Genomic DNA, 24,055 nt, shown 5'->3' with positions numbered 1-24,055 from the left:
ATGGAGGGGATACGATGTATAATTCGAATTATCATGATTGGTATAGACAGAATGATAAGTTGATTAGTGATATCGAAAAAGCGATAAACGGAGAGTACACTGCCATAAATTGCTATGCAAAATTAGCTAATATGGCTCCAAATCAAGTAGAGCAAAAACAGATTCTTGAAATCCGTAATGATGAAATAAGGCATTTTCAACATTTTGTACAAATCTATACGAATTTAACTGGCAGGCAGCCGAAACCACAGATCGCAGAAGGTTGCCCTAATACGTACTTACAAGGATTAGAGTTCGCTATACAAGATGAGCAAAAAACAGTAGATTTTTATTTGGAAATTTCAGATGAAACATCAGATGCATCTATGAAAGATTTATTGCGCAGAATAGCTGCAGATGAACAAAATCATGCGGTGTGGTTTTTATATTATTTTGTGAAGGCGAAGTGAGTGTTAAAAATGAATGGCTGATGTGCTGAACATATTAGAAATTATTTTAAAACGCAGTGCAATAATTGAATAAGATATTTAAATGTAAGCAGAAGGAAACCGTTTCGCTAGTAGTGGAGCGGTTTTTTATGATGAAATACAAGTTACATAGGTATCGACAAAATAGAGTAATCAAATTTGATATATAATGTATGAAACAAAAATGAAAATAAAAATAAATAAGCTAGGAGCAAACATATGAAAAGAGGAATTACAGTAGATATTCTAGATGGATATGATAATTTACTTTGGAAAGTGTTAAAGCCAATTGATATTACTGCATTTGATTGGCAAGCCGTGGGAAGGGAGGAAGCTTATATAATAGTAGGGAATGGATTAGGTCCAGAATTATTTTCAGAAGATAACGAGATCATGGAAGGATCAGAATTAAAAAAACAAATAAAAGATAACATATATTATCTTTTATTTGTAGACTTAAAAGCATATCCAAAAGGGGAAGTACTAGGAGAAATTGAAACATATGAAGAATTTAAGGAGAGTAAGTGTGAAGTAGTCGTATTAGTAGCCGATGGTGATTACATACAAATTTATGCGAAAAAACAAGAAGAGATTGAAATGATGTATGAAAACGCACTGAATCAAGGATTTTATGTAGAATATATTACAGATGAAAATGATGGAAGGACTCGTATGTCAGTATGGTAGTAATTTGAAAGGGGAACAGCAATATGGAGAGAAATATTAGTAAAGAATATACAATTCGAATTGCTACTGAAAATGAAAGTGAAAGCATTATTACTCTATTAAAAGAAGTAGCACAGTGGCTGCAAGATAAAGAAGTAAATCAGTGGCAGTATCTTTTGGAAGGAGAAGCTACGGCCGAAATATTAGAAGGCATAAGAGCGAAACATACGTATGTTGTTATGAAAGAAGCTGAAATTGTCGGTACGGTCACAGTATCTCCTAAACAAAATGATTGGGATGAACATATTTTTGGTAAAGAGGAAGTTTCTAATTCATTATATATTCATAGATTTGCGATGAAACGGAAGCATAAGGGGAATGGAATAGGAGAATGGATTTTACAGTGGATAGAAGAGAATGTACAAAGTGATAAAGAGTATTTGAAGTTAGATTGTGTTGGGCATAATCGTACGTTGAATGATTTTTATAAGAGAAATGGTTTTGAGTATGTTGGTAGTACGGATGGGCATAGTAAGTTTCAAAAGAAGAGGGGAAAGTGAATGAATCCAATTAATACCGATTTAGTTAAAAGGTTGATAGGGGAACAGTTTCCTATATGGGCGCATTTAGAAACTAAGCCAGTAAAATGTAGCGGGCATGATAATAGAACGTTTCATTTAGGAGAGCAGATGAGTGTAAGATTACCAAGTGATGCAGCGTATGCACCGCAAGTAGAGAAAGAAAACAAGTGGCTTCCTATATTAAGTAAGGAACTTTCTTTACCAATTTCTGCACCAATTGCGAAAGGGAATCCTTCTGAAGAGTATCCGTGGCCTTGGTCTATTAATAAGTGGATAGAAGGAGAGACGGTCACGAAGCAAAATGTCCGTGACTTAAATGAATTCGCAATGGACTTAGGTTCATTTTTGACAGAATTACAATCAATCGATGCGAGTAATGGACCAATAGCTGGAGCACATAATTTTTACCGGGGCGGGCTTATATCTGTATACGATGAAGAAGCGAGAGAGGCTATTGAAAATAATAAGGACGTTTTTGATGAGACATTATTAAAACATCTTTGGAATTTAGCACTTAGGTCAACATGGGCGTGCAAACCAGTTTGGGTTCATGGAGATATTGCACCGGGGAACTTACTCGTTAAAGATGGAAAACTTAGTGCCGTAATAGATTTTGGCATATTAGGAGTAGGAGATCCTGCTTGTGATGCAGCGATGGCATGGACATTTTTTGATAAGAATAGTAGAAACGTATTTAAAGAAGTATTACGTATGGGTGAAGAAACGTGGAATAGAGCGAGAGGATGGGGGCTTTGGAAGGCGTTAATTACATATGATGCGAATAGGGATAGTAATAAGAAGGTGGCAGAAGAATCTTATCGTGTGATTCAAGTGATTGTGGATGATTATGAGAGGTAATAGAAAAAGCCTATTTGAATCGTATATTTCAAAATAGGCTTTTTCATATGATTAAATATTAGAAATTGAAAGAAGGAATCTAACATTATTATACAGAATATTTAGATAATAGGAGGTGTCGAATTTTGAGTGAAATTGAATTAAAAAGTAATGTAATTAAGACAGGGCGAGAGAGGGGGATTATTCTTCGGTTTGTACTCGCTAGTTTAGTAGGTGTATTCATGTTTTTTGTTCCCGTTACGATAAACGGTGCTTCGTCTATTATGATTGATCATATTGTATCGTGGATTAAAGCTGCTGTTCCTTCTGTAGTACCTTATTATGCACTATTTGTTATGGTAATTGGTGCGATTTATCCGTTCTACACGAAGAAATGGAATGCATCTATTGTAGACATTTGTTTTTCTATTTTAAAAGTAGTCGGCGTTGTTTTCGGTGTATTATATTGTTTTAAAGTAGGACCAGCTTGGTTCTTTGCGCCAGATGTTGGACCGTTTTTGTATGAGAAGTTAGTTATATCAGTAAGTTTACTCGTTCCAATTGGCTCGGCATTTTTAGCGTTATTAGTTGGGTACGGATTGCTTGAGTTTATCGGCACGTTTTGTCGTCCGATTATGAGACCGTTATGGAAAACACCTGGACGATCAGCAATTGATGCGGTTGCTTCCTTTGTTGGAAGTTATTCGCTAGCTCTTTTAATCACTAATCGTGTTTATAAAGAAGGGAAGTATACGACGAAAGAAGCAGCGATTATCGCGACAGGCTTTTCAACAGTATCCGCAACATTTATGATCATCATCGCAAAAACATTAGATATTATGCATTTATGGAATGTTTATTTTTGGACTACGCTTGTTGTAACATTCATCGTGACTGCTATCACCGTAAGAATCCCACCACTTAGTAGAAAACCAGATACATATATTACGAAAGAAGGATTCCCAGAGCCAGTTTATAAAGAGAAAATGTTAGAGCGAGCTTGGGAAGATGCGTTAGAAGTATCAAAATCTGCGCCAAGTATTATGAAAAATATCGCAGTGAATTTAAAAGACGGATTTATAATGACGATGGGGATTTTACCATCTATTATGTCAGTAGGATTAATTGGTATCGTCTTGGCAAAGTTTACACCAATATTTGATTGGATAAGCTATATTTTTTATCCATTTACATGGGCTTTACAGCTTCCAGAAGCGGAACTAGCTGCTAAAGCAGCATCAGTTGGTATTGCAGAAATGTTTTTACCGTCATTGTTAGTTGTAAGTGCACCACTCGTGACAAAGTTTGTTATTGCGGTTGTTTCGGTGTCATCTATATTGTTTTTCTCCGCATCAATCCCTTGTATATTATCAACAGATATTCCGTTAAAAGTATCTGAACTTATTATTTTATATGTGCAAAGAACGATTTTAACGTTGCTAATTATTACACCGATTGCTTATTTGTTGCTTTAAACTACTATATAAGTTTTGAATATATCGAGTTTTCTGACTTTCATAAGCAAATATTTACTCAATAAAAGCGGAAGTCATTTTGATTCAAATGACTTCTTTTTATTTATCGTAAAATCGCAATTCATGCGAGATAATAATCAGTGGAGAGAAATAAAAAACACGAATTAAAGTTTTACTTTATTTCAAAGTAAAAGTCACATTTAGTGTGAATTTAGTTTTTGAATATTCCTTGACAGGAATATTCCCATTTGGATATAATCAATTCAACAAGACGATAATATTAGTGATGATATTGATGTGTTATAACCGGAGAACATCACTTAACGAGGTGAGTGATATGTCGGATGAAATTCCGGGCGTGAACATGGCGACGCTGAGTGCCTTATCTGAACCGAATCGTATGAATATCGTTGAACTGTTGCGTGACGGTCCTCTAACTGTTGGGGAAATTGCCGACCAGCTAGGATTAAGGCAACCACAAACTTCAAAACACTTAAAAGTGCTAAGTGATACTGGAATTGTGGAAGTGCAGGCTGAAGCTAATCGCCGGATTTATAAGTTACGACCTGAGCCTTTCCAAGCACTTGATTGTTGGGTACAGTCATTTAAGCATGTGATGGAAGAGAGATTCGATAATCTAGATAAGTATTTGAAGGAATTACAAAACAAGGAAAAGTCTTAAGGAGGAATTGAAATGTCAAACAATACAATGGTATCGAGAGTAGAGAATGATCGAGTATTAGTACTGGAGCGCGTTTTTGATGCACCGCGTGATCTTGTATTCAGTATGTTTAAAGAAGCAGAACATTTGAAACATTGGTGGGGGCCAAGGGGCTGGGCAATTCCAGCATGCACTGTCGATTTCCGTCCAGGAGGCGTTTGGCACTACTGTATGAAGTGTGTCGATCAGAATATGGGGCAATTCTTTGGTATGGAATCATGGGGTAAAGGGGTTTATAAAGAGATTATTGAGCCAGAGAAAATCGTCTACACCGATTACTTTTCGGATGCTGAAGGCAATGTGAATGATTCTATGCCATCAACCGAGATGACATTGGAATTCATCGATTTAGGCGGAAAGACAAAGCTAATAAACCGTGCAGAATATGTTAACAAAGAGGCACTTAAAAGTGTTATGGACATGGGTATGCTACAAGGTATCACCGAAACTTGGGATCGTTTGAACGAGCGATTGGAGTCGCTGAAATAGATTTTTATACCCCAACTTTATTTTCGGTGATAATTAAGTTTAAGTGTATGGAGTTTAATAAAAATTGTTTATAAAGGAGCGTTAAAATAAATGATTAATAATGTTGGTCAAATTATGTTGTATGTGAATAACCAAGATGAAGTGAAGGAATTCTGGACAGAAAAAGTAGGGTTTATTGTCATTTCAGAGGAAGATAACGGTCAAGGAATGCGATGGATTGAAATTGCTCCGACGAAAGAAGCTGAAACAAGTATTATTCTCCATAATAAAGAGTTAATTGCTAAAATGCAGCCGGAGTTAAATCTTGGTACACCTTCTTTAATGTTCTTCTCAAAAGAATTCGATCGTTTATATAGTGATTTAGTAAACAAAAATGTTACAGTTGGAGAAATTGTAAATATGCCTACAGGTAGAATATTTAATTTTGCAGATAGCGAAAATAACTATTTTGCGGTAATGGAAAAGAAGTAAATTTCAATTCAAATTATGAGTGCGATGCCTGAATAAAGGCATCGCATTTTTTGCTTTAAGCTATATTATATTTCTGTAATGGTGAATTTGATTTTTATATAACAATAAAACGATATATAATAATGTGATATAGTAACAACAAAAGAAGGGGGCTTGCAAATGGAAATTATTCACGAAAGAGCAAAGTTACGGTTAATGGCTAGCAATGATGTCGAAAAAATGTTTTCAATTGTGGAAGGAAATCGGGATATTTGGGCGTATTTAATCTCTAAAATGGATACTGTTCAAGATATGCAGCAATATGTTCAAAAGGCGATAAAAGCTTATGGGGCAGGGAAGGATTTGCCATTTGTTGTTGTTGATGAAAAGACGAATGAAATAGTAGGAAGTACACGCTTATATAATATTTCAGTGGAAGATAAGACGGTCGAATTAGGGAAAACGTGGTATGACCCGAGTGTACAGCGTACGAGTATGAATACAGAATGTAAGTATATGTTACTTGAGTATGCTTTTGAAAAGTTGCATATGCGGAGAGTACAAATTAAGACGGATGCCCGAAATGAAAAAGCACAAAGAGCAATTGAAAGACTGGGCGCAGTAAAAGAGGGTGTACTTAGAAACGAAAGAAAATTGCCGAGTGGACATGTTAGAGATGCAGTTGTATACAGTGTTATTGCAAGTGAATGGCCAGCTGTAAAAGAACGGTTATTAGAAAAATTAGAGTCGTATAAAGAAAAACGATAATTCATAGTAAGAAAGGTGTATTGATTGTCTAGATGAAAAATATACCTTTTTTCTTACAAAACGGTTACTTCTTTTATTTACTTGTGTTTCATCATTCCATTATGATAAAAAATTCGTTACAATGTAGTTGTATGGTAATAAACTTATGAATTACATAAATGTAATGAAAACCGCAAACGAAAAATGAATTGATAATCCTCAATTTTAAATGAAAACCCTTTAATATATATGACAAGAAAAATTCCTTCTTTTAAACAAATTCAAACAAAATGATTTGATATATACGTTTTTATATAGAAGTATGGATGATGTACGGAGGCAGTTATAAATGAAAGAAAATAAGAAAAGTAAGAAAAGAAGAATCTTGCAAGTATTCTTGCTTATGATTTGTTCTATTATTTTATATGTAAGTTATGCAGCTTACGATATTTGGAGTTATCGCTTTAAAACAGATGATGATGTGAAGACAGATGCTGGTATCGTGCTGGGAGCAGCTTCATGGAACGGAAAACCATCTCCTGTATTTAAAGAAAGAATTAATCATGCAATTTCTTTATATAAGAACGGTAATATTAAAAAGATTATTTTCACAGGTGGTACAAAGTTTGAGGCAGAGCTTGAGGAAGCGCGTACTGCTAGAGTGTATGCACTGAAACATGGTGTAAAAGAAGAGGATATTCTAATTGAAACAAAATCTCTTTTCACAGAGGATAATTTAAAGAACGCAAAGCAAGTTGGAATAGAGAATGGAATACGCACATATACGATCGTGAGTGATCCACTTCATATGAAACGTGCGATGAAGATTGCAAAACATCTTAAAATTGAAGCGTATGCATCACCAACTCCAACGTCAGCGTATAAAACGTTAGATACAGAAATTCCCTTCTTTTTTAAAGAATTATGCTCGTATATTGGATACGTAACCTCTTTGCCATTAAAGGCATTGAAAGGGGATTAATATAAGAAAAGAACCTATCCTTTTATAGGAACTTTTCTTATTGTTCAAAAGCATTGTATTTTTATCGGAATAGTGAAACAATAGAGAAGTAACTTCATATAATCATAATGACAAAATGAACGGTTTATGAATCGAACATAAAGGAGATTATGTATGGCACTCTCATTTGTTGAAACAGAAGAACAATCTTTAGTGATTGAACAAATAAATAAATTGATTCCGAAGTTCATGGAAAGGGAGCATCAACTAAGTGAATTAGGGTCATTTCCGTATGAAAATATTAATAATTTGAAAGATATCGGATATACGAAATTAACGTTGCCAAAAGAATTGGGGGGCAATGCGATTTCCTTATATGATTTTGTTTTATTTCAAGAGAAAATAGCAGAAGGCTGCGGTGCTACCGCATTATCAATTGGATGGCACCTTGGCATTGTAAAGGAATTAGCGGAAAACCGTTCTTGGAATGAGGAAATGTTCACTTGGTTTTGTGAAGAAGTGCGTAATGGTGCGCTTTTTAATAGAGCTGCAACAGAACCGAAGACAGGTAGTCCTACGCGCGGCGGAAAACCAGAGACGTTAGCTGTCCAAAAAGGTGAGAAGTGGATTATAAATGGAAGAAAAACGTTTACGACAATGGCGCCAGTACTTGATTATTTTATCATTTCAGCAAGTATTGAAGGAAGAGAAGAAATCGGAGAGTTTGTCATTCCGAAGAATACACAAGGCGTAACAATTGAAGAAACGTGGGATAGTATCGCAATGCGAGGAACTGCGAGCCATGATCTCGTTTTACAAAATGTAGAGATAGAGAACCGCTTTTTTACGGATGTATTGGGCGGGAAAGTGAAACAAAAGGGTATTGGCTGGTTGCTACATATACCAGCATGTTATTTAGGAATTGCACAATCAGCAAGAAATTATGCAGTTCAGTTTGCGGAATCATACAAGCCAAACAGTTTAAACCATTCTATTAGTTTATTACCGAATGTTAGAAGATTAGTTGGAGAATTAGAACTTGAGCTTATGCAAGCTCGTGTCTTTTTATATCAAATTGCGAAAAAATACGATGAAGCAGAAGATAAACTATCATTGCAAGCCGAACTAGCAGCTGCGAAATATGTTGTAACGAACGCGGCAATATCTATTGTAGATAAAGCAATGCGCATCGTAGGAGCGAAAAGTTTATCAGAAAAAAATCCGCTTCATCGCTATTATTTAAACGTCAGAGCAGGATTACACAATCCGCCGATGGATGATGTAACACTGTCTATGCTGGCGGATGCGGCGTTTCGGTCGTAAATTAAAATAGAGGCTATTGAAATATACTAGTCAAGAGCTAGAAGATCCTATTGTAGGGTCTTCTTTTTTTATAAATAATAGATTTTATCCCGCTATTTGTGGGAGCCCTGCAGCCCGTAAAAGTCCGATTGGTGTGGGCTAATAATCAGCATAAGATAAGTTATATAGCGTACATTTTTATTCTTTAGGCTCTGTTAAATTTTAATGTTGATAATTGAGTAAATTAGAGGGAAACCCTTATATTTGGGTTTCCCGTTTTTATACTTTCGACTTTTTCGCTGTTAAGAAACATTTTTTAGCCAAGTAATAATTCGAAGTACCTGAAATGGTTCAAACCAAGTAATTAAAAACATCACAACGAAGAAAGAAATAAGTGATATGAATTTTAATGTTCCCTTTTCCCGTTTAGCAACTGCTATAAAACTTAGTACAATTCCAACTAAAAAAGAAATAAAACTAAAAAGGACAATCGGTTCAGAATAGCCATCTATTATCCAATTTAATCCGAATAATAATAGTCCTATAAACATTAAGGTCATTGACAATACACTGAATTTTTTCATAATTACACCTCCAAATATGATTTTACCATTTTAAGGAGTAAACGATAATTATTTTTTGTTGCATAAGAATTAACAATTACACGATAAACTTAGATAAACGTAAGCTCTCATACGTATCAATCATTTCATACACAAATGACGATAGGAGAAACTCTTTTATATTGTGTTTAGTGCTTTCGTTACTGCAACTATCAACAAATAAAAACCAATAGGAAATAAGTCTCGTCAACTTCAACGATACCATCAAATTGCTCAAAATCCATTTGTTTTAATGCACTTAACAATTTTTGTCTCCAATAAAAAAGCGTAACCCAAGTAACCCCTACGATTTCGGCAGATTTTCGCAGAGAATAGCCTTTGAACATACACTCAACAAATGTAATCCATTCGTCACCTTTTGGAGTACGGTAAAGAACGGTATTCGTTGTATCAGTAAATGTTTTACTACAACACTCGCTCTTTTTCTATGTGGGATAATTTGTTAGTGCTATTCAGGTTGCACCTCAAGCCTCATACTACTCTCAGATCCATCTTCATTATAAGTAAATAAATAATATTCTCCCGGCTCTGGAGAGGAAGCTAATGAACGCAACGTAAATGTTTCACTTTCATTCGCTTGTAATGTATGTTTTATTAGTTGCGCCTCATCTTTTGACTTGATTGAATACGTAAATGCATTTGGCCCAGTGTTTTCAACTGTGATTTTTAAGTCACCGAGACCACTAAAGTCAAATCCAGTACCCATGTCCCCGCGGAATGTATGTGTACTATTAACTAATGATGAACGAAATGTTGGGATTTCATTTGTTTCACTTGATGAGAGAGTAATCGTTTCTTTTGCTGTAACTTTAGCAGGAGTGGAATCTAGTTGTGTATTTTGCTTTGTTAATACAGCAATAGTGCAAAGTGATGCAATGAGAATAAATGAACTAGAGATAACGAACTGTTTTTTTGTAAGAATCATATATTTATATCCTTTTATAAGAATATAAGAATGTACAATTATAAGAAAAACATAACATATATGACATTTATTATCAATTCAAAAAATCTTTCTTTTCATTCTTCTTTTTGTAGTTTTATAGTAGAATGCTATGCTTCTTATTTCACCTCCTGTATAATAAGAAAAAAGCACGAAAAGAGGTTATCTCATGCTAGAGGTTATTGCAACTTGTTTAGAAGATGTGAAGCGAATTGAAAAGGCTGGTGGAAATCGAATTGAACTCATTTCATCATATACAGAAGGTGGTTTAACACCGAGCTATGCTTTTATAAAAAAAGCAGTAGAAGCAGTGCAAATACCAGTTCATGTTATGATTCGTCCGCATGCGAAGTCTTTTACATATACGGAAGAAGAAATTGAAATGATGAAAGAGGATATTGTAGTTGCTCAAAATCTTGGAGCTGCTGGTGTTGTATTAGGTGTGTTAAATGAACAAAATGAAGTTGAAGAAGAGAAATTAGCAGATTTATTATCTGTTGTAGATGGAATAAATGTGACGTATCACCGTGCGATAGATGATACAGAAAATCCAGTAGAAGCGATGAAAGTTTTGAAGAAATTTAATAAAGTCACTCACGTGTTAACTTCAGGCGGAGAAGGAAATGTAGTAGATAATATTCCGGTGCTTAGAGAGATGCAAAAGGAAAGTGAAGGGGATATACAGCTTGTTGTCGGAAGCGGAGTAACGAAAGAGAATGTAAAACAATTGCTAGATGAAACTGGAATTAAGCAGGCGCATGTAGGTACAGCGGTTAGAGAAGATAAGTCATGTTTTTCTGAAATTGACCTAAAGTTAGTACAAGAGTTAGTTGAAATAATAAAGTAAGTATTTAAGAAAGAGGAGAAACGATGAAGACAAATACGAAGAAAGAATTGATCTCATGGATTAAAACGATAGGTATTACACTTACGATTGCCTTTATCGTTCGTGGGGTGCTATTTACGCCGTCATTAGTACAAGGTGAGTCGATGATGCCAACTTTAGAAAATAATGAGCGAGTTCTCGTTAATAAGATTGGTTATAGTATAAACGGATTAGATCGTTTTGACGTTATCGTCTTCCACGGAAAAGAAGGGTATGATTTAGTAAAACGAGTAATTGGTTTACCAGGTGATACAGTTGAGTATAAAGATGATGTTTTATATGTAAACGGAAAAGCGATGGAAGAACCGTATTTAAAAGAATTTAAAGAAAAGGCGTCAGGTCGTGTATTAACTCCTGATTTTACGTTAGAACAAATCACAGGGAAAACGAAAGTGCCAGAAGGCCAAGTATTTGTTTTAGGAGATAATCGTGAAGTTTCTAAAGATGGTCGTATGTTTGGATTTATTTCAGAAGATGAAATTGTCGGAAAAGGACAAGCTGTTTTCTGGCCATTGAAACAAGTAAGAGCATTATAGAGAAAAAAGTATGGGAGAAATATATTCTTCCATACTTTTTTTGTGCCTACTTATTTAAATTGTTGGTTTTGCTATAATTTGAACTTTTGAAAGAGAACCATCCTTATTTCTAAATTTTATCTTGTATTCACCTTCAGGAAGCCAATTACTCCAATTTATACTAAATTCACTTATCGCTTGTTCCCCAGGTTTTAAAGTTACGTCAATCATCCAAGAACCTTTAGAGTTATATAAAGTGTAACTAAAGGGAGAGTCACCTATATTTTTTACAAGAACACTTAAGTCATCCCCATGAAAATAGTTAAAGCTAGAAATACTTGATCCGAAAAAATGAATTTCTTCGTTCGCTATTTTATGATGTTGGGCAACTTTAGCGGTTGACTGAGTATCTTCGTTTGTCGCAAATGTAACATTATAACCTATACAAAAAGATAACATAATTGCAGGAATCACTAGCAGTCTTTTCAAAAGAAACACTCCTCACATTTTGTTGTACATTACTAAATTAAATAATAAACGATATAGATTAAATAAATAATAGTTAAATATTAAAATTTACAAATATAATTAAATATTTTCGTTTTTTTTAAATAACTGACAAAATATATAGGGTAATGTACGAGAAAAAATATTGATAGAATTGAAAGAATATTTTATAATTTTAAATTATATGTTTGTTTCGAAAAATGGAATTTAAGTTCCGAAATTCGGAACGAAAAGGAGACATGATGAGTATAAATAAAACGGCAGTTAAGACAATGGATATTTTAGAGTTGTTTTATGAGCATGAGGAGCTAAGTTTAACAGAGATGGTTCAGCTTACGAATATGCCGAAAACATCTGTTTATCGTTTAATTGGTTCGTTAGAAGAAATGGACTTTTTACAAAAAACAGAAAAGGGCAAGTATCGTCTCGGAGTCGTTTTTTTACGATTTGGTCAACTTGTTTCACAAAGGTTATCCGTAAGAAATATTGCGATACCGTATATGAAAGAGCTTAGAGATAGTTTAGGACAAGCAGTAAATTTGATTATTCAAGATGGTAATGACGCAATTTATGTTGAGAAGATGGAAGGAGCTCAGCCAGTACGTGTTTATACGGCGGTTGGAAGAAGGGCTCCACTGTACGCGGGTGCATGTCCGAGAATTTTACTATCGTATTTTTCTGAGGAAGAGAAAAGGAAATACGTAGAGGAAACAGATTTAAAACAGTTTGCAGATGGAACAATCGTGAATAAGGAGCATCTACTAGAAGTGTTACATATGGCGAAACAAGAAGGGTACACAATTAGCTATTCTGAATTAGAAAATCATACAGCGGCTATAGCAGCGCCAATTTTTGCAAGTGATGGAACTGTTGTAGGTGGCATTAGTATTTCGGGATTAGCAATTGAGTATAGCGAAAGTAACATTGCGTATTTTATTGCGAAAGTGAAAGAGACAGCATACCGCATTTCGAAAGAACTCGGCTTTTGGGCATAGAAAGAGGGAGTGGGATGAAATTTTCTGCGTTAGGGGATCAAGCAATTATTGTTACATTTGGTGAAGAAATTGGGATGGATATATACGAAAAAGTACAACGATTATTTCAAGCGTTGAGGCGGCATCCGTTTGCAGGAATGGTTGAATGTGTTCCGTCGTTTACTTCATTAGCGGTGTACTACAATTTGTACGAAGTATGGAAGCGAAATGAGAGAAGTGAAAGGCCATATGATCACGTTTGCCAGTATATAAAGGAGCTGTGTGATTCATATAACGAGGAAGTGAACCGAGATGTGAAACATATTTCTATACCAGTGTGTTATGGGGGAGAATATGGACCTGATTTAGAAGATGTTGCGCATTATCAAGGATTACAAGTAGAGGATGTTATTCGAATACATAGTGAAACAACATATTTCGTGTATATGTTAGGTTTTACACCTGGGTTCCCTTATTTAGGGGGATTACCGAAAGAACTAGAAACACCTAGAAAAGAAACACCACGGTTACAAATTTCTCCTGGTTCAGTAGGTATTGGCGGAAATCAAACAGGTATTTATCCGCTTGAAACACCAGGAGGCTGGAATATTATCGGCCGAACACCTATTTCTCTATTTAATCCAAAAGAAGAAACACCAACATATATTCAAAGCGGTATGTATTTACGATTTATACCAATAACAAGGGAAGAGTACGTATCGCTTGAGGGGGCTAAAGAATGGATGTAGAGATTTTGCATGCAGGAATGTTTACAACAGTCCAAGATTTAGGACGATCTCATTATCAACAATACGGTGTACCTGTTGGCGGGGCTATGGATAAAGATGCGCTCAGGATGATTAATATGTTAGTAGGCAATGAAGAGAATGAGGCTGGACTCGAAATTACAATAATGGGACCTAAATTGTTAATCAAGAAAACGACATTGCTCGCGATTGGTGGAGCAGATATGGAACCACTATTAAATGGAGAGCGCATTCCATTATGGCGTCCCATATTAGCTGAAGAAGGAAGCATGCTTTGCCTCGGAAAAGCGAAAAGCGGTTGTAGGGCGTATGTGACTTTTGCGGGCGGTATAAATATTGATCATACGATGGGAAGTAAAAGTACTTACATACGTGCTGCTCTTGGTGGTATTGAAGGGAGAATGCTGAAAAAAGGAGACTATTTTCAAATTGGTACAGGAGCAGAAGTTGCAAGTCGTTTCATTCAAAATTTACAAGAAGAAGAGCGTATAAAAACGAAGTGGGCAATTTGTAACAATGCTTTACCAAAATATAAGAAGCATCCTATTCTTCGCGTCATAACAGACTTTGAATATGATCAATTCACAGAAGAAAGTATAAAGTCGTTTTTTTCGAAAGAGTATAAAGTATCCAATTATGCTGATCGCATGGGATATAGGCTTGACGGAGAGATTTTAAATAGAGTTGAAGAGATAGAAATTTTATCGAGCCCAGTTACATTCGGAACAATTCAAGTACCGAATGGTGGACAGCCTATTATATTAATGGCGGATAGACAAACGACAGGTGGTTATCCGAGAATTGGAAATGTAATTTCAGTAGATTTACCTCTTCTAGCGCAGCTGAAACCAGGAGACTATGTAACTTTTGAAAAAATAACTATGGGAGAAGCTGCACAATTATATATAGAACAGGAAATAAGTATGAGTCTATTAAAGAAATTCATCGCTTTACGAAGCTGAGATTAGGAGGAAAACATCGTGACTACAATCGATTTAAATTGTGATTTAGGAGAAAGTTTTGGAGCTTATAAAATGGGGAATGATGATGAAATTCTTCCGTTCGTTTCCTCTATAAACGTTGCTTGCGGTTTTCATGCGGGTGATCCGGCCGTTATGCGGCAAACAGTTGAAAAAGCTCTGAGGCATAATGTAGCAATAGGAGCACACCCTGGATTTCCTGATTTAATTGGATTTGGAAGAAGGAATATGCATGTTTCAGCAAGTGAAGTATACGATTATGTTTTATATCAAATTGGCGCGTTAGAGGGATTTGTTAAAGCTGCTGGAGGGAAAATGCAACATGTAAAACCGCACGGTGCCTTATATAATATGGCGGCAACTGATTCGGAAATTGCGGATGCAATCGCAAAGGCAATTTATCATATTAACCCCAATCTATTACTTTACGGATTAGCGAATAGTGAGGCGTTTATAAGGGCAACAGAAAAATATAATATAACTCTCGTACAAGAAGCTTTTGCTGATCGTACGTATAAGCAGGATGGAACTTTAACGAGCCGTACAGAAGAAAATGCTCTTATAAAAAATGAAGATGAAGCAATAAAACAAGTACTTCAAATGGTGAAGGAAGGGTATGTAGAATCGGTTAATGGGGAGAAAGTAGCAGTTCAGGCGCAAACGATATGTTTGCATGGGGATGGAGAGAAAGCGGTACAATTTGCGGAGAGAATATACAGAACATTCGAATTTAATGGTGTTTCTATATGCGCACCGAAATGAAAAATGAGGGGAAGTGCTGGAAATGATTAAATTAATCGGGATACTACTTGTTGCAGTTGGCTTTTTATTTAGATTAAATACACTATTAGTAGTTATGGTAGCAGGTATTGTTACTGGTATGGTTTCAGGATTAAGCTTTTATGATGTGATCAGCATGTTCGGTAAGTTTTTCATAGAAAATAGATATATGTCTATGCCGATTATACTGACTTTACCGGTAATCGGAATTTTAGAGCGTTATGGATTGAAAGAAAGAGCTGAGGCACTTATAACGAAATCAAAAGGAGCAACAACTGGAAGAGTATTAATGTCATATTTTACGATAAGAGAATCATCAGCAGCACTTGGACTTAATATTGGTGGGCATGCGCAAACAGTGAGACCGCTTGTTGCGCCAATGGCAGAAGGAGCTGCACAAGGTAAATACGGTAAACTCCCTGAAAAATTGAGAGAAAAGATTAAAGCAAACGCAGCAGCTGCGGAAAACACAGCTTGGTTTTTCGGAGAAGATATTTTTATCGCAACTGGTGGCATTTTATTAATGAAAGGATTCTTTGATTCAGTAGGTATGCATGTCGGTGTATGGGATATGGCACTTTGGGGAATTCCAACTGCGATATCTGCCCTTATTGTGAGCTGGATTAGGTTTAGAAGGTTTGATAAGTATATAGAGAAAACAATGAAGGCAGAAGAAAAACAAGAGAAGGAGGCTATATAAGATGAACATCATAACAATGGATACAATTTATTATTTACTAGGGATAATTGTTGCATTTATCGCTGTTCGTATTGCATTTGATCGTGAACATCCAAACCGATTCGGTTCTAGCTTATTTTGGGCATTGTTTGCAGTTACATTCATATTCGGAAATGTAATACCTTCATTTTATGTTGGCTGTATTGTGCTTGTTATGGTCGTATTAGCTTCATTAAATAAAGTAACAAAATCCGAGGAGAAAGAAGTACCAGTGCAAGAACGTGTGAAACATGCTGAGAAATTAAAGAATAAAATTTTCATGCCTGCACTATTAATACCTATTTTTACGATTATCGGTACTTTGACGTTAGGGAAAATCAAATGGGGGAATGTATCCCTTGTTGATCCAGATAAAGTAACGTTAGTTGCATTAGCGTTAGGAGCATTACTCGCATTCATTGCGGCGATGCGTATTACGAAATCAAAAATAACAACGCCTGTTCAAGAAGGAAGCAGATTACTACAGGCGGTTGGCTGGGCTGTTATTTTACCACAAATGTTAGCGGCACTTGGCGGTATTTTCGCGAAGTCTGGCGTTGGACAAGTTGTTTCTGATTTAGTCGGACAAGTGCTACCGACAGAGTATCCATTCGTTGCTGTTATGGCGTATTGTTTAGGAATGATGTTATTTACAGTCGTAATGGGGAATGCATTCGCGGCTTTCGCTGTTATTACTGGTGGGATTGGTTTACCTCTAATTGTACAAATGCATGGAGGGAATCCAGCTATTATGGCAGCACTCGGTATGTTTGCTGGATATTGCGGAACGCTGCTTACTCCAATGGCAGCAAACTTTAACATCGTTCCGGCAATGCTTTTAGAATTGAAAGATAAGAATGCAGTCATTAAGGCGCAAGTACCAATTGCTCTTTCAATTTTCATTATAAATATGTTTATAATGTACGGCCTTGTATATCGTTTCTAATTAGGAGAGTGAAACTATGAAAACAGTATTATTAACAGGATTTAATCCGTTCGGCGGAGAAAGTATCAACCCAGCTTGGGAAGTCGCAAAAAGTTTGCATGAAAAAACAATCGGAGAATACAAGATTATAAGTAAACAAGTTCCAACTGTATTTCATAAATCAATAAGTGTATTAAAAGAGTATATAGAAGAATTAACGCCTGAAATGATTATATGTATTGGACAAGCTGGGGGCAGACCAGATATTACGATCGAGCGTGTAGCAATTAATATTGATGATGCAAGAATTGCTGATAATGAAGGGAATCAGCCGGTGGATGTACCGGTTGTAGAAGAAGGACCAGCTGCATATTGGTCTACGCTGCCGATGAAAGCAATTGTAAAAAAACTTCGTGAAGAAGGTATACCAGCTTCCGTTTCACAAACAGCAGGTACATTCGTTTGTAATCATTTATTCTATGGTCTTATGCATGAACTAGAGAAACATGATAAGAAAATAAAAGGCGGATTTGTTCATATTCCGTTTTTACCAGAACAAGCTAGTAACTATCCAGGTCAACCGAGTATGTCACTTTCTACTATTAGTAAAGGGATAGAATTAGCAATCGAGGTAACGACGGAAGTGGAAGTAGATATTGTAGCGTGCGGCGGTGCGACGCATTAAGTAAAATGAATTGTACAACACCTATTGTAAACAACTGGTATAATAAGTATAGGAATATACATAGAGGTGATTTTTGTGCAATTTGAAGAAGTACGTTCGATATTAGAAAAAGCGAAGAAAATTACAGTGTTAACAGGTGCTGGCGCAAGTACGGAAAGTGGAATCCCTGATTTTCGTTCAGCAAATGGATTATATGCTGATGCGAATGTAGAAATGTATTTGTCGAGAGGCTATTATAATCGAAATCCGAAAGAGTTTTGGAAGCATTATAAAGAAATCTTTCAAATTAATACGTTTCATCAATATAAACCCAATCGTGGGCATCATTTTTTAGCGGAGCTAGAAGAACAAGGAAAAGACGTAACGATTTTAACGCAAAATATTGATGGTTTGCATCAAGTAGGTGGTAGTAAACATGTCATTGATTTACATGGAACACTTCAAACAGCGCATTGTCCGAAGTGTAAAGCGGGATATGATTTACAATATATGATTGATCATGAAGTGCCGCGCTGTGAGAAGTGTAATTTCATTTTAAATCCAGATGTTGTTTTATACGGAGATACGTTACCTCAATATCAAAATGCGATCAAACGTTTATATGAAACAGATGTACTTCTCGTAATGGGAACGTCACTCAAAGTACAGCCTGTCGCTTCATTCCCAGAAATCGCAAAGAGGGAAGTAGGCGCAACAACAATTTTAGTAAATGAAGAGTTAACAGGGAAAGAATCTTATTTTGATTTTGTTTTTCAAAATAAGATTGGTGAATTTGCCGAAGGGTTATCTTCGATTAAATAAGTTTTTGTTTTCGTAAAGAAACTGAGGTGAATGATGTCCACCTCAGTTTTTTTTGTATGAATTATATTCATGTTATTGCTTATTAAGGGGAATGGTAATAAATAGGATACGAAATACAAAAACTGAAAATTAAAACTTTTAATTCTTTTGTAATTAATATAAAATTCTATATATATCATAAAATTAAATTTGATACATAATGATGTAGTTGATTGCACTGTGGTGAACGTATTTTTTATGCACAGAAATGTTAATAGAATGAAGCGAGGGAGCAAAATGAGACAGAAAAAGGAGAAGCAGAAACAGTCGAAAAAGAAAAAGACTCATATTCCGTTTCGGTTAAATGTACTATTTTTTATCGTTTTTCTTTTATTTTCAGCTATTATTGTTCAATTAGGTAAAGTACAAATCATTGACGGAGAAACGTATCGAAATGAAGTGAATAAAAAGGAAGATGTAACGGTGAGTACTCCAGTTCCGAGAGGAAAGATGTTTGACCGGGAAGGGAAAGTTATTGTAAATAATAAACCGTTACGAACTGTTACATATACGAAAATGAAAGGAGTGGACTCAAAAGAGGTTTTAATAGTGGCAAGAAATTTAGCAAAGTTAATTGAAATGCCACAAGAAGATATGGACAAGTTAACAGAGACAGATAAAAAAGATTTTTGGATGCAGTTAAACGAAAAGCGTGCAGCAACAAAAGTAACGAAAGAAGATGAGAGTAAATTTAGGAAGCAGGAAATAGAAGGGAAAGACTTAGATAAGAAAGTAGAAGAGTTGAGACGAGAAAGAATTACACAAGAAGAACTAAACGAGCTTTCGAAAGAGGATATAGAAGTACTAGCAATTAAAAGTAAAATGAATGCGGGATATAAAATGACGCCACAAATCGTCAAAAAAGATGTCAGTCAAAATGAATATGCAGTAGTGAGTGAAAGATTATCGAGCTTGCCAGGCATAGATACGACTGTGGATTGGGAGCGCGAATATCCAAATGACAAAATACTACGTTCTGTACTTGGTAGTGTTTCTAGTGAGAATGAGGGATTACCAAGGGAGCAATTAGACTATTATTTAGTGCGAGATTATAACAGAAATGATCGTATTGGTAAGAGTTACATCGAAAAACAATACGAAGATGTGTTACATGGAACGAAAGAACAGTCTAAAAGTATTACTGATAAAGCTGGAAATATTATTCGGACTGAAAAAGTGACAAAAGGAAAAAGTGGAAATAATTTGATGTTAACAGTTGATATGGATTTACAGAAAAAGGTGGAGGAAAGTCTTGAAAGGAATTTAAGGGCATTTCATTCTTCTGAACCGATGATGGATCGTGCATTCGTCGTTATGATGAATCCGAAAAATGGTCAAATTCTATCATTAGCAGGAAAGAAAATTGTAAATAAAGATGGCGGGATGCAAATAGAAGACTACGCTTTAGGAACGATGATAAGTTCTTACGAGTTAGGATCAACAGTGAAAGGAGCTACGGTATTAGCGGGATATCAAACAGAAGCGATTAAGCCATATACGCATTTTTTTGATGCGCCAATGTTCTTTAAAGGAAGTTCGAAGCCGAAGAAATCGTGGAAAGACTTTGGAGATATTGATGATTTAAGAGCTTTACAAGTTTCATCCAATGTCTACATGTTTAATACGGCGTTAAAGATTGCGGGGATTGATTATGTACCAAACAATCCGCTAGATATTAAACAAGAAGCGTTTAATAAAATGCGTTATTATTTTAGACAATTTGGTCTAGGAGTGCCAACCGGTATAGATTTACCGAATGAATCGTTAGGTCAAATGGGTAGAACCGATAATATACCAGGTTTTTTACTTGATTATGCGATTGGACAATATGACACATATACGCCGCTGCAACTTGCGCAATATATGTCAACGATCGCAAATGGTGGTTACCGAATGAAACCACAAATTGTACAAGAAATTAGAGAGCAACCAAATAGACCAGAGGAAGTCGGAAAAGTCATTCACTCGATGGAACCAGTCGTGTTAAATAGAGTGGATATGGATCTGTCATATATAAATCATGTGAAAGAAGGATTTAGAAGAGTTTTCCAGGAGGTTGATGGGACAGGTACTGGAACATTTAAAGGTTTACCGTATAAACCGGCTGGAAAAACAGGAACAGCAGAGACAGTGTACGGTGGAGAAAGTGATATTGGAAGAGATGAGAACAACTATCGAAAAAAATGTTATAATTTAACTCTCGCCGGGTATGCGCCATATGACGCTGATCCGGAAGTCGCTTTTTCTGTTGTTGTGCCATGGGTGAATAATGATAAATCAGGCATTAATTCTGCAATTGGTAAAGAAATTTTGGATGCATATTTTGATTTGAAAACGCAGAGATCGGGTGTAAGTCCAGTCCCAGTAGCACAATAGCCGAATAAGGCACAGTAAAAACTTCAAATTGTAGTATATCACTGCGCAAATGAAAACATATTGTGCAGTGATATATTTTTGAGTTGAAAAGTGTTTTGATAAGGTGGGAATGGATATGAAAGAGGAGATTAAGAGAGGTTGGGGAAAGTACATACTATTTATATTTGTCCTAGTAGTAACGTACCAGTCTTTCACTTTATGTAAGGTGGAAGGAAAATCAATGCAGCCAACTTTACATGAAGAAGATTACGTATTTGTAAATAAAGCCGCTGTACATTTTTCTAGCTTACAGCACGGAGAAATCGTAATTATTAAGGAAGAGGATGGATCGAAATATTATGTGAAACGTGTGATAGGGCTTCCTGGTGACGTAATTAACATAACGAATGGAACTGTATACGTAAATGACAAAAAGCAAGATGAACCTTATATAAATAAAGATTTATATAATAATACACAAGTGTTTTACAACTTTCAAAAGACAAAGATTCCGCCAAATAAGTTATTTGTAATGGGAGACAATCGTGAACATAGTAAGGATAGTCGAAATGGTTTAGGATATATTGAAGAAGATAACGTTATTGGCAAGGTGGAATTTATATATTATCCTTTTTCAAAAATGAAAATACTAGACTAGTTTAGTATTTTTATTTTATTTTCCTCAAAAAACAATCAATGAATTAGGTGGACCTTTTAATCCGCAGGTGCTCCTATAAAGAGGAGAATAATTAACGCTTTTATATTAAGGTAACGGTTAGGAAATAGAAAGGATATGATGATATGTATAAGTACACAATATGCTTCATTAGAAAAGGGGATAACATACTCCTATTAAATAGAAACAAAAAGCCGACAATGGGAATGTGGAATGGCGTAGGTGGAAAAATAGAGGATAACGAAACGCCATACGAAGGAATAATTAGAGAAACATTTGAGGAAACGGGTATAGAGCTTCATAGTGTAACGTATAAGGGGAATGTCATTTTTAAAGAAAAGAATGATCCTCGGGATAGTGAGGGAATGTATGTGTTCCTTGCTGATTTACCAGATGAAGTACATATTGATACGCCAGTAAGCACTGATGAAGGTATATTAGAATGGAAGTCAATTGATTGGATATTAGACTGTGATAACAGAGGTGTAGTTAGCAATTTACAAAGATATTTACCAATAGTATTAAAAGAAGAAAATAATTTAGGGCATGCCTTTATTTATGAAAATCGTAATATTATTGAGTACACAACTGCTGTTTTGACAGAAGATGATACGAAAAAACAATATGTAAAACATCTCGTTTCACAATAGGAAAAGATACGTTAAAATACTAAGAAAAAGCCAAATTCCAATAAAGAATTTGGCTTTTTGCAGGGAATGCTAATTCAAGGTTTACTCTTCATAATTTGCTTTAATAATAAAGCGGTGTTGCTTCACATCGAAATACCCTTTTTGCAAGATGATTTCATGTATGCGATATAATTCCTCATTATAGCTATCTACTGTAAAATCAGGAATTTGCCACGGAATTGCTTTTAAGTAATAGACAACAGCACCGATATCATAAAAACGTTGAAGAGGGAACTCTTCCTTCGCTTCTAAAATTGTAAATCCATTCTTTTTTAGTTCATTACATGCCGTTTTGAGTGACCAACCTGAAAATTCGCTATTCAGCGGTGCACCAAACAGCTCATTAAGATGGGCACAATCCAGACCACCGACTTGTTGTGTAAGAAATGTTCCATTGGTGGAAAGAATTCTTTTTACTTCAGAAGCAGAATAGGAATCATGTTGATTCACAATTAAATCAAACTGACCATCTTGAAATGGTAAAGAAGTATCATCGGTCACCTCTACAACAGTAACCCCTAAAGGCTCTAATTTCTTTCGTGCAATTGGTACATTCGGAGCATAGCCCTCAGTAGCGTATATAGTTGGTGGGAAGGGTTGTAACATAGATAAAAACTCTCCGCCGCCAGTGCCCATATCTAGCATAGATTCTGCACGCTGCATAAGTTGGAAAGCAGTGCTACCGTACGACCATGATAAAGGCTCGCTATTCATACGGCCAGTTTCTGCAATGAAAGAAAAGTCCCAGCCGCTAAAATTTGTCTTTGCATTTTCTAATAGTGCCGAAAATAATGGATCACGTTTCATATTATGTCCTCCTATTTCGTTAATGAATGATATAGTAAGAAATGAGAAAGGGAGGACCTCTTATTAAAATTAAGCGGTTTTACGTTTCGTGTTCGAATAGATTCATACAAATTCGCTCCTTGCGAGAATAGTTATTTATATATTCGGGATAATCGAGTGAAAATCCTTTGAACTATAAAGGGAAGGTAGATATTTAATGAAGAATTGGATTGAGTTTACAGATAAAGAGTACGATCGAATTTGGGACAGAGTATATAGTGATTATGAGTTTTCACCAAGTGTTTCAATATTTCCATCGTTTAAAGTACCGGGACCGTTTATCACATATGACATCTCTCATTATTTTGGAGAATCGGTAGATTTAAATGTATATGACGATCTGGAAGATAAGGTGTTACAAGCTTTTAAAGAGAATATAGCATCGAATGAATATATAATGGCACTAGATTGGCAACATGAGTGTTATTGGGTGAATCCACACTTAGAGTTTGAAAGAAATGAATTTGATGAGTGGATTATACCAATATTTCCGAATGGAGATTACTATTTCTTTATTCAGAAAGACTTTAAGTGGGGGTATTTAGGCCATCCTTGGGAAGAGAGTATAACGATATTTGGAAAAGAATTAATAGAGAGCTTTGAACAAAATAAGCCAGAAATGTTTCAAAATATTTTAACGCAGGGATAAT

29 protein-coding genes and 1 pseudogene are annotated in these 24,055 nt (G+C 35.5%); 25 read left to right on the top strand and 5 right to left on the bottom strand.

What is annotated here, in order from left to right; translation table 11 throughout:
• Nucleotides 1-14: 14 nt before the first annotated feature.
• From FT637_RS13210 to FT637_RS13160, 11 genes are all read left to right on the top strand, one after another.
• Entirely contained in the window at nucleotides 15-449 is a 435-nt protein-coding gene (locus tag FT637_RS13210) for a ferritin-like domain-containing protein (protein WP_193646685.1), read from the top strand.
• A gap of 237 nt (nucleotides 450-686) precedes the next feature.
• Complete coding sequence (locus FT637_RS13205) at nucleotides 687-1,154, top strand: DUF2691 family protein (RefSeq protein ID WP_002110639.1); 468 nt, start codon at nucleotides 687-689, stop codon at nucleotides 1,152-1,154.
• A gap of 23 nt (nucleotides 1,155-1,177) precedes the next feature.
• Nucleotides 1,178-1,693, top strand: coding sequence for a GNAT family N-acetyltransferase (locus FT637_RS13200; RefSeq protein ID WP_193646684.1), 516 nt, complete (start codon nucleotides 1,178-1,180; stop codon nucleotides 1,691-1,693).
• The gene (locus FT637_RS13195; RefSeq protein ID WP_193646683.1) at nucleotides 1,694-2,572 is read left to right on the top strand and encodes an aminoglycoside phosphotransferase family protein; all 879 of its coding nucleotides are present in this window, start codon (nucleotides 1,694-1,696) and stop codon (nucleotides 2,570-2,572) included. It begins immediately after the preceding gene.
• A 125-nt stretch (nucleotides 2,573-2,697) separates the two neighbouring features.
• A complete protein-coding gene (locus FT637_RS13190) occupies nucleotides 2,698-4,026 on the top strand; it encodes a YjiH family protein (RefSeq protein WP_193646682.1) in 1,329 nt (442 codons plus the stop codon).
• Between the two features lie 337 nt (nucleotides 4,027-4,363).
• Nucleotides 4,364-4,708, top strand: a complete 345-nt coding sequence (locus FT637_RS13185; RefSeq protein ID WP_193646681.1) for an ArsR/SmtB family transcription factor — start codon at nucleotides 4,364-4,366, stop codon at nucleotides 4,706-4,708.
• Between the two features lie 12 nt (nucleotides 4,709-4,720).
• Nucleotides 4,721-5,236 carry an SRPBCC family protein gene (locus FT637_RS13180; protein ID WP_193646680.1) on the top strand — a complete coding sequence of 172 codons (516 nt, stop codon included), beginning with the start codon at nucleotides 4,721-4,723 and terminating at the stop codon, nucleotides 5,234-5,236.
• A 90-nt stretch (nucleotides 5,237-5,326) separates the two neighbouring features.
• Nucleotides 5,327-5,707, top strand: coding sequence for a VOC family protein (locus FT637_RS13175; RefSeq protein ID WP_193646679.1), 381 nt, complete (start codon nucleotides 5,327-5,329; stop codon nucleotides 5,705-5,707).
• 159 nt (nucleotides 5,708-5,866) lie between these two features.
• Nucleotides 5,867-6,454: a GNAT family N-acetyltransferase gene (locus FT637_RS13170; protein WP_193646678.1), complete on the top strand. Its 588-nt coding sequence runs from the start codon at nucleotides 5,867-5,869 to the stop codon at nucleotides 6,452-6,454.
• A gap of 328 nt (nucleotides 6,455-6,782) precedes the next feature.
• Nucleotides 6,783-7,415, top strand: a complete 633-nt coding sequence (locus tag FT637_RS13165; protein WP_193646677.1) for a YdcF family protein — start codon at nucleotides 6,783-6,785, stop codon at nucleotides 7,413-7,415.
• Between the two features lie 153 nt (nucleotides 7,416-7,568).
• On the top strand, nucleotides 7,569-8,717 hold the full coding sequence (locus FT637_RS13160) for an acyl-CoA dehydrogenase family protein (protein WP_193646676.1): 1,149 nt from the start codon (nucleotides 7,569-7,571) through the stop codon (nucleotides 8,715-8,717).
• A gap of 281 nt (nucleotides 8,718-8,998) precedes the next feature.
• On the opposite strand, the gene FT637_RS13155 is transcribed toward FT637_RS13160, so the two are convergent.
• The 3 genes and pseudogenes from FT637_RS13155 to FT637_RS13145 all read right to left on the bottom strand — a co-directional run bounded on the left by FT637_RS13155 (nucleotide 8,999) and on the right by FT637_RS13145 (nucleotide 10,244).
• Complete coding sequence (locus FT637_RS13155) at nucleotides 8,999-9,280, bottom strand: hypothetical protein (RefSeq protein WP_193646675.1); 282 nt, start codon at nucleotides 9,278-9,280, stop codon at nucleotides 8,999-9,001.
• Between the two features lie 209 nt (nucleotides 9,281-9,489).
• Nucleotides 9,490-9,729: pseudogene (locus tag FT637_RS29895) on the bottom strand (IS1595 family transposase); the annotation flags it as partial.
• Between the two features lie 38 nt (nucleotides 9,730-9,767).
• The gene (locus tag FT637_RS13145; RefSeq protein ID WP_193646674.1) at nucleotides 9,768-10,244 is read right to left on the bottom strand and encodes a hypothetical protein; all 477 of its coding nucleotides are present in this window, start codon (nucleotides 10,242-10,244) and stop codon (nucleotides 9,768-9,770) included.
• A gap of 187 nt (nucleotides 10,245-10,431) precedes the next feature.
• On the opposite strand from FT637_RS13145, the gene FT637_RS13140 reads away from it, so the two are divergent.
• Together FT637_RS13140 and lepB (FT637_RS13135) are read left to right on the top strand one after the other, a co-directional pair.
• Nucleotides 10,432-11,109 (top strand): copper homeostasis protein CutC, encoded by a 678-nt coding sequence (locus FT637_RS13140; RefSeq protein ID WP_193646673.1) that lies wholly within the window; start codon nucleotides 10,432-10,434, stop codon nucleotides 11,107-11,109.
• A gap of 23 nt (nucleotides 11,110-11,132) precedes the next feature.
• Nucleotides 11,133-11,684 (top strand): signal peptidase I, encoded by a 552-nt coding sequence (gene lepB, locus FT637_RS13135; protein WP_128280467.1) that lies wholly within the window; start codon nucleotides 11,133-11,135, stop codon nucleotides 11,682-11,684.
• A gap of 54 nt (nucleotides 11,685-11,738) precedes the next feature.
• On the opposite strand, the gene FT637_RS13130 is transcribed toward lepB (FT637_RS13135), so the two are convergent.
• Nucleotides 11,739-12,152 carry a hypothetical protein gene (locus FT637_RS13130; protein ID WP_193646672.1) on the bottom strand — a complete coding sequence of 138 codons (414 nt, stop codon included), beginning with the start codon at nucleotides 12,150-12,152 and terminating at the stop codon, nucleotides 11,739-11,741.
• Between the two features lie 260 nt (nucleotides 12,153-12,412).
• On the opposite strand from FT637_RS13130, the gene FT637_RS13125 reads away from it, so the two are divergent.
• The 11 genes from FT637_RS13125 to FT637_RS13075 all read left to right on the top strand — a co-directional run bounded on the left by FT637_RS13125 (nucleotide 12,413) and on the right by FT637_RS13075 (nucleotide 22,520).
• A complete protein-coding gene (locus FT637_RS13125; RefSeq protein WP_193646671.1) occupies nucleotides 12,413-13,165 on the top strand; it encodes an IclR family transcriptional regulator in 753 nt (250 codons plus the stop codon).
• A gap of 14 nt (nucleotides 13,166-13,179) precedes the next feature.
• Nucleotides 13,180-13,893 (top strand): 5-oxoprolinase subunit PxpB, encoded by a 714-nt coding sequence (gene pxpB, locus FT637_RS13120; protein WP_193646670.1) that lies wholly within the window; start codon nucleotides 13,180-13,182, stop codon nucleotides 13,891-13,893.
• Nucleotides 13,884-14,873, top strand: a complete 990-nt coding sequence (locus FT637_RS13115) for a biotin-dependent carboxyltransferase family protein (RefSeq protein WP_193646669.1) — start codon at nucleotides 13,884-13,886, stop codon at nucleotides 14,871-14,873. Before pxpB ends, FT637_RS13115 begins: the two co-directional genes overlap by 10 nt.
• Nucleotides 14,874-14,891: 18 nt before the next feature.
• Nucleotides 14,892-15,653: a 5-oxoprolinase subunit PxpA gene (gene pxpA, locus FT637_RS13110; RefSeq protein WP_193646668.1), complete on the top strand. Its 762-nt coding sequence runs from the start codon at nucleotides 14,892-14,894 to the stop codon at nucleotides 15,651-15,653.
• A gap of 22 nt (nucleotides 15,654-15,675) precedes the next feature.
• Nucleotides 15,676-16,371 (top strand): DUF969 domain-containing protein, encoded by a 696-nt coding sequence (locus tag FT637_RS13105; RefSeq protein ID WP_193646667.1) that lies wholly within the window; start codon nucleotides 15,676-15,678, stop codon nucleotides 16,369-16,371.
• A 1-nt stretch (nucleotide 16,372) separates the two neighbouring features.
• The gene (locus FT637_RS13100) at nucleotides 16,373-17,335 is read left to right on the top strand and encodes a DUF979 domain-containing protein (protein ID WP_193646666.1); all 963 of its coding nucleotides are present in this window, start codon (nucleotides 16,373-16,375) and stop codon (nucleotides 17,333-17,335) included.
• Nucleotides 17,336-17,351: 16 nt separating this feature from the next.
• Nucleotides 17,352-17,999 carry a pyroglutamyl-peptidase I gene (pcp, locus tag FT637_RS13095; protein WP_193646665.1) on the top strand — a complete coding sequence of 216 codons (648 nt, stop codon included), beginning with the start codon at nucleotides 17,352-17,354 and terminating at the stop codon, nucleotides 17,997-17,999.
• Between the two features lie 75 nt (nucleotides 18,000-18,074).
• Complete coding sequence (locus FT637_RS13090; RefSeq protein ID WP_193646664.1) at nucleotides 18,075-18,800, top strand: NAD-dependent protein deacylase; 726 nt, start codon at nucleotides 18,075-18,077, stop codon at nucleotides 18,798-18,800.
• A 258-nt stretch (nucleotides 18,801-19,058) separates the two neighbouring features.
• Nucleotides 19,059-21,215 (top strand): peptidoglycan D,D-transpeptidase FtsI family protein, encoded by a 2,157-nt coding sequence (locus FT637_RS13085; protein WP_193646722.1) that lies wholly within the window; start codon nucleotides 19,059-19,061, stop codon nucleotides 21,213-21,215.
• A gap of 115 nt (nucleotides 21,216-21,330) precedes the next feature.
• Nucleotides 21,331-21,852: a signal peptidase I gene (gene lepB / locus FT637_RS13080; protein WP_002146882.1), complete on the top strand. Its 522-nt coding sequence runs from the start codon at nucleotides 21,331-21,333 to the stop codon at nucleotides 21,850-21,852.
• Between the two features lie 143 nt (nucleotides 21,853-21,995).
• A complete protein-coding gene (locus tag FT637_RS13075) occupies nucleotides 21,996-22,520 on the top strand; it encodes an NUDIX hydrolase (RefSeq protein WP_193646663.1) in 525 nt (174 codons plus the stop codon).
• Nucleotides 22,521-22,601: 81 nt separating this feature from the next.
• On the opposite strand, the gene FT637_RS13070 is transcribed toward FT637_RS13075, so the two are convergent.
• Nucleotides 22,602-23,366: a class I SAM-dependent methyltransferase gene (locus FT637_RS13070; protein ID WP_193646662.1), complete on the bottom strand. Its 765-nt coding sequence runs from the start codon at nucleotides 23,364-23,366 to the stop codon at nucleotides 22,602-22,604.
• A gap of 196 nt (nucleotides 23,367-23,562) precedes the next feature.
• Here FT637_RS13070 and FT637_RS13065 point away from each other — a divergent pair, with 196 nt between their 5' ends.
• Nucleotides 23,563-24,054 carry a DUF2716 domain-containing protein gene (locus tag FT637_RS13065; protein ID WP_193646661.1) on the top strand — a complete coding sequence of 164 codons (492 nt, stop codon included), beginning with the start codon at nucleotides 23,563-23,565 and terminating at the stop codon, nucleotides 24,052-24,054.
• The last annotated feature ends 1 nt before the right edge of the window (nucleotide 24,055 follow it).

It is taken from the genome of Bacillus cereus (genome assembly GCF_015071065.1).
Taxonomy (GTDB): domain Bacteria; phylum Bacillota; class Bacilli; order Bacillales; family Bacillaceae_G; genus Bacillus_A; species Bacillus_A cereus_BA.
The sequence above is the reverse complement of the archived record's forward strand: the minus strand, read 5'-3'. Positions and strand labels throughout refer to the sequence as shown.